The sequence below is a fragment of the Microcystis sp. LE19-10.1B genome (genome assembly GCF_027530565.1).
Taxonomy (GTDB): Bacteria; Cyanobacteriota; Cyanobacteriia; order Cyanobacteriales; family Microcystaceae; genus Microcystis; species Microcystis aeruginosa.
In genome coordinates this window covers 1-6,026 of the sequence record NZ_JAPZQM010000034.1, presented here as the reverse complement: position 1 = coordinate 6,026, position 6,026 = coordinate 1, and the positions used below count along the sequence as shown (strand labels likewise).

At 42.2% G+C, this 6,026-nt stretch carries 5 protein-coding genes; all 5 read left to right on the top strand.

Going from position 1 to position 6,026, the window contains the following annotated elements; genetic code table 11:
- Positions 1-169: 169 nt before the first annotated feature.
- The 5 genes from O9332_RS01240 (at position 170) to O9332_RS01220 (ending at position 5,996) form a co-directional block, all read left to right on the top strand.
- Positions 170-523, top strand: a complete 354-nt coding sequence (locus tag O9332_RS01240) for a hypothetical protein (RefSeq protein WP_288023333.1) — start codon at positions 170-172, stop codon at positions 521-523.
- Between the two features lie 77 nt (positions 524-600).
- The gene (locus O9332_RS01235) at positions 601-4,398 is read left to right on the top strand and encodes a hypothetical protein (RefSeq protein ID WP_288023331.1); all 3,798 of its coding nucleotides are present in this window, start codon (positions 601-603) and stop codon (positions 4,396-4,398) included.
- A gap of 63 nt (positions 4,399-4,461) precedes the next feature.
- A complete protein-coding gene (locus O9332_RS01230; RefSeq protein WP_288023330.1) occupies positions 4,462-5,022 on the top strand; it encodes an MBL fold metallo-hydrolase in 561 nt (186 codons plus the stop codon).
- Positions 4,988-5,584, top strand: a complete 597-nt coding sequence (locus O9332_RS01225; RefSeq protein WP_288023328.1) for a ComEC/Rec2 family competence protein — start codon at positions 4,988-4,990, stop codon at positions 5,582-5,584. The genes O9332_RS01230 and O9332_RS01225 overlap by 35 nt, the downstream gene beginning before the upstream one ends.
- Before the next feature lie 157 nt (positions 5,585-5,741).
- The gene (locus tag O9332_RS01220) at positions 5,742-5,996 is read left to right on the top strand and encodes a hypothetical protein (protein WP_002762862.1); all 255 of its coding nucleotides are present in this window, start codon (positions 5,742-5,744) and stop codon (positions 5,994-5,996) included.
- Positions 5,997-6,026 lie beyond the last annotated feature (30 nt).

The window sequence follows — 6,026 nt, the reverse complement described above, 5'->3', positions numbered from 1 at the left end:
TAAATCCTTATCTGGCAAGAGACTTAATTGATTAGTTCGCTCTAGAGCAAAAATAATTGACAAAAATCGCCAAATGCCTTTCTATATAAGGGTTCCATCCCTTATAACCCCCGTCCATTGCATAACAAAAACCGAAGAACCATTTTACTTAAAAGATCAGAAGCCACAAATGACTCTAGTTACACTATTGCCAAATACTTGGAAATTTACTCAAAGTTTTCCGAGTTTGGGAACAAGTATTCTTACCCAAATGGGGTTAAAAGAGGAAGAATTTTTATTTGATCGGCTAATCTTTCAACAACCCAAATTAATTCTTGATTCTGTTGAAGTTAAAGAACCTGAGCAGGTTTCTGGGCTTCGGTTTGAAGCCGAATTGACAATTGATAATGACTTCATTCCCTTAAGTCAATTTATTGGCGAGATACTCTCTCTGAAAGTAACTGGCTTAATCGTGCCTACTCCTAAAGGGACGGAGATTTTTCTTAATGCTCCCATCACAGGAGATAAGCTAAACGGCGCTTAACCTGCATGATCCAACAGCTATAACCCTTTTGGAGTCTATATCGGTGATCCGAAGTAAAAGCCGTTTAGCTTATTAGTTTGGGCTACTTAAGCGTTCCTTCTTTAGAACTCGATCTTGTTGCCGATGTGATCGATGAAGCAGAAAGTGGTCTTCCTCCTTACACCAGTGCTTACTTTGCGCTGGAAACTCAGATTAAGGTTGGCAGCTCAGATAATTCCGTTGATTTGCCAATTTATTCGACCTTTCGAGGCTCTCATCAGGACTTGACGTTTGAAGCTGATTTAGAAGACTTTTCTTTAACAGGGCTTTCTCAGTTAACTGCGCTTTTAAATGGAACCGCCCTTGCTGATTTACTGCCCGATGGCTATCGTCCCGAACAGGGTTTAGTTCTCTCTCGGCTTACACTGAATGTTAGTTCAACGGAGAAAAAACTAGAGTCGATTGCGGTATATGTTAATTCAATACAACCCTGGAAAATAACAGACAAAATCGCCATTGAAAATGTCTCAGTTTATTTTTTAGTAGATAATCCTACTTCTTCCGAAAACCGTACTTTGGTTTGTGATTTGTCAGGAGAATTGACCATTGACAGTCTAGCAAAGTTTAGTGTTGGAGCCTCTTTGCCAGGATTTACCATGCATGGTTATCTGGTTCAGGGAGGGGGACTGAGCTTAACTCGACTGATCAATTTCTTTGCCTTTGATGAAGTTTCTGTCCCTCAAGGTTTTCCAGATATTGTGTTCTCTGAGTTGGGTGTGACGTTAGACCCTAAAAACAGAGCTTTTTCCCTAAGTGGTTCAGCATTAACCGATTGGGAAATTATTCCTAAACTGGTGAAGTTGGAGCAAGTTGAAACTAACTTTGAAGTAGCCCGCATTGACGGCAAAACTGTTGTATCGGGGTTAATCCTTGGAACATTGACGATAGCGGGAGCCGAAGTCAGTCTCGTTGCCGATATTGAAGATCAGTTCGTCCTGCGCGGACAAATCTCCAAGCTGAATCTGTCGGCTATTCTGGAAGAGTTTTTTGCAATGGTTGAGTTACCAACCGACCTTCCCGATTTTGAATTTGCCAATATTGAAATTGCAGTCACCCCCAAAACTGGAGAATTCTCTCTGACTGGAAAATCGAGCAATAGCTGGCCGATTCCCATTGGTGTTGATGGGTTAGAAGTTGAAGATATTTCTTTTCAAGTGCTGAGATCGGCAAACTCAACTCAGGCAGAAGCAACAACTCGTCAGCGTTCCGTTACGGGATTTATTAGTGGGACGTTAGAAGTAAATACAGCCCGCTTCCCCATTACCTATCAATTCCCCGGCGATTTTGTTTTACAAGGCCATATTCCCTCATTAAACCTGTCACCTTTAGTACAGAGACTCTGCGGGAGTGAGGTGATTCGTGATTTGCCGATTCCTGCTAGTGTGCTGGCGTTGTCTTTTTCGGATGTAGAGGTGACTATTGCACCTCAGAAAAAATCTTTCTCCCTAGCCGCAGGTTCTAGCTTGGGGCAAGTTGAGTTAATCGTGAAGAAGATTGACAACCGTTGGGGCTTTACTGCTGGGTTTATGCCTCCCAGTTATTGGAAGTTCTCAGAGATTGCCGATGAACTCAGGGTGCTTGATGGACTCAAATTTTCCAATACGGCTTTAATTCTGGCTTCTAGCGATGATCGCAATTTCGCTCTCACACGAGTACAGGCTCAACGGAGTGATGTGGCTATCATTCGAGGGCTAAACTTCTTTGCGGGCATGAATCTGTCTGGATTAGGTGTGGATGCGCTTTTGGGAATTACGTCCCTCAATGTTTATACCGCTATCAGTGGAAAACCAGCCGATTTGGTTATAGAAGCCTCAATTGATGGCAGTTTCGATTTAGGTAAAGGCGTTGCCTTTGGTGATATTCGGTTTCGTCTGAAGCCTGCTCCCAGTGACTTTTCGCTAACTTTGATGGGGACAGTAACAGCCATTCTGAATAATAGTGTCCTGCGGTTTATTGGTGGCATGGAAGTCAAACCGCGCTCGGCTGAGTTTCAAGCGACTATGTTGGGGATTTGGCAAGATCCTTTTGATGCTAAAGGGGTGTCCATTGCCAATGTCGCGATCGAACTAGGAATGAGTTTCCCGCCACCGCTACCGACAGTGGGAATTGCTGGTACGTTGCAAATTGGGGAATTTCAGGGTGTAGTGGCGGTGAAATTTGATTCGGCTATGCCGAGCCGCAGTATGCTGGCGATCGCTTTTAATCGCCTCTATTTCATGGACGTGATCGGTACTTTCTGTGGAACTGCGGTGAAACAAGCCATTCCCGCTTCTCTGGCTAAAACGGTTTTAGATATTGGCTTTGAAAACGTCAAAATCTACATTGTTCCGCAACCGACGACAATTGGGGAATTAAAATTCGAGCAAGGGACGCAATTAGAAGGAACGATGTATTTCTGGGGATTGCGAGCCTATGGCTATCTAAAAATTGATTATCTTGATGGAGTTGAAGTGAAAGGGGATGTGGAACCGATTAACTTAGCGGGTATCTTTAAGCTTACAGGAGCCACAGGCAAGCCTAAACCCTCACTTTATCTCAAGGTTAGCCCGAAAACCGTTCCCAATCTGGATATATCAGGAGCAGTCGAACTGTTGGGGATTCGTAGTGAAACCCAAATCCGCCTCTCGGATAGTGGTTTTACGTTTACGACGATTGGCAAGATTTTTGATTTATTTGAATGTACTCTAGAAGTACGGGGACAAAATTTAACGCAAGGGGGCGATTTCTTTATTGTTGCTACGATGCGGAATGATTTATTGGAGTATCTCCGTCGAGAAGCCTCGAATGCCATTAAAGCCGCCGCCGATGAGGCAACAAGAAGCCTTTCAGATGCTCAAGATGCAGTGGCTTCCGCTCAACGAAATGTGGATAAGCTCAATACGGATATTAATAATATGCGGCAAACGATTCAACGGGAACGCGATCGCGATGCCCAGCGAATGCGAGATGCTCAGGCGGCAGTTGCTTCTGCTCAACGGGAGGTGGATAAGCTCAATACGGATATTAATAATATGCGGCAAACCATTCAGCGCGAACGAGACCGCGATTCTGGGCGGATGCGGGATGCTCAGGGAGCGGTGCAACGAGCGCAAAATGATGTGAATTCCCTTCAGGGAGAGATTGATAACACCAAGCGAAGAATTGAACAGCTAAAACAGGATATTAGCAATAAGGAACGCTGGTTTAATCAATCTAAATGGTACGAAAAGAGTTACCGTTGGGCGGAATTGTCGGCCTACGCGACGGCTAAGGGTTCTGAAATTGCCGGACTTTATACTTATATCGGTGGAGTTGAAGCGTCTAAGGCAACGGCCAATGGGGTATTGGAAGGGGCCAAGCAGGTGGTACGCGGTTTGGAGAAAACGATTGTCAATTTTCCCATTGATGCGGATGTGCGGATTGCTGGTTTGTTTACTGCACGGGAGACGGCCAATGGGGTATTAGAAGGGGCCAAGCAGGTGGTGCGCGGTTTGGAGAAAACCATTGTCAATTTCCCGATTGATGCGGATGTGCGGATTGCTGGTTTGTTTACTGCACGGGAAACGGCAACGGGAGCGTTATCTGTGGCGACTCAAACCTTACAAGGACTCAAAGTTTCTATTGGGTCAATCGCCGATGTGGGTCAGTTTATCGTCAAGTACAGTTTAGGAGGTTTGCTAGATGTTAAATCGGCACGATTCGAGGCGACGCTGATGGCGGCGAGGGGGGGCAGTGTGTCTTTGGCATTAACGCTGGTGTTTATGCAAGGACAACCGCAAACTTTGGCGTTAGCGTTTAATTTCTATGACCCGTTGAGTGGGGCAAAGGCGTTGGCAAAACAGCTTTTATCTGCTTAGAAATACTGGGTATTACAATTTCTTGAAAGTCAATTTTTTAGTTTATTAATTAGGAGCAAGATTATGGGACTCAAGATTACTCAATTTGGCGGTGGATGGGGAAATAAAGCAGGTGATTGTTGCTTACTGACCTATGGCAAAAAGATGGATCGTCATACCCTGATTGATTTGGGAGCACCACAGGTAAAGCGTAAATATTGTCATTTGGGCATTCAGGCAGATCACACATTAGAAAACGTCATATTTACTCATCTGCATGAAGATCATATAGGCAATGATACGCAATGGAAAGAGGTAGTGGAACGCTGCACTAACAAAATTTTTCTTCCTTCTAAAACTACACTAACGAAAAAACTAGAAAAAATAATAAAACATCCCAAAATAAATCATGCAACAATTTCTTTTCCTGACGATGATCAAGATTCGCAAGAATTAAGTCTTAATAATGATGACGATTTAAAGGTAACAATTAAATTTATAATTCCAGATCCTAACAAATTCAAATTCAAGGAAGCAGAACGTACAGAATCAGATGAAGATAAGATTGAAAATGAAAAAAGTCTAGGTTGTTTAATAACAGTTGAAAAAGATGAAAAAAAAATGGCAGATGCTAACTCTTGGTGATATGGAAAAAGATTCGGCAAATGACAGAATATCGTCATTGATTGAAGGCGAAAGAGAATTATTTATAAAGGTGATTAAATTACCCCATCATGGTAGTCAAAATAATTGGATGCCAATAATAAACAAATTAATGAAACGAGGAGAAATTACAGTTATTTCCTCTGGCTTCACGGTCGGTACAACAGGTGCTGATGATTATTTAAAAAAACATGAATTACTTGATAATCGTCGAGGAGCTTTTTACTTTTTGGGTAACACATTTGACCGTTCAGAAGAGGGTTCTAAGTGGACGTCTGCAAAGATGGTCAGTAAGCTTGGAGATTATTTTATTCCTAGATTTATTCAATGTTTAGAGCAAAAAGGAGTCAATTTTGATATTCTAGATCAAGTTCAATGGCACTTTAATCCCATGTATCGCTCTAGTGCCAAATCCAAATATCAGAACCTGATGATAGAGGTAAAGGGAAAATCTTTACGCAACGAAGTTTGGCCAAAAAAGAATAAGAGAAAAAGAGGAAAAGAAAATGGAGATCGAGAAGCAAAAAAGAGCAAAATAATATAGCTTGCTAGATTTACATATGCCATCTGAAAGTACGATCACCGCTCTTGTAGAGTACATTACTTCACACACCTTTTTGCTTTGTAATTATCATTGTTACGCTCCTATAACCCATCCGAAACTTGCTATTTTGTAACCAACTCAACTGGAGAAATCAATCATGGAAAACTCAAAAAACTTCAGCATTTTAAGCTTAGATGGTGGTGGTATTCGAGGAATGCTTACCGCAACCTTATTAGTAACACTAGAAAACGAAATTAAGGCAATTAATCCTGAATATAACCTTACTAATTGCTTTGATTTCTGGCTCTTCGGTTTGTGTTATGCAATGGACGAGGATTACAAGGGATGGAACCCTTATTTAGAAAGGCATTTGGCGATTTTTGTCAATTGTTTTTGCTCTAGAGCGAACTAATCAATTAAGTCTCTTGCCAGATAAGGATTT

Coding starts and splice junctions, on each gene's coding strand:
- O9332_RS01240 (WP_288023333.1), top strand. CDS start 170: ATGACTCTAGTTACACTATTGCCAAATACTTGGAAATTTACTCAAAGT.
- O9332_RS01230 (WP_288023330.1), top strand. CDS start 4,462: ATGGGACTCAAGATTACTCAATTTGGCGGTGGATGGGGAAATAAAGCA.
- O9332_RS01225 (WP_288023328.1), top strand. CDS start 4,988: ATGAAAAAAAAATGGCAGATGCTAACTCTTGGTGATATGGAAAAAGAT.
- O9332_RS01220 (WP_002762862.1), top strand. CDS start 5,742: ATGGAAAACTCAAAAAACTTCAGCATTTTAAGCTTAGATGGTGGTGGT.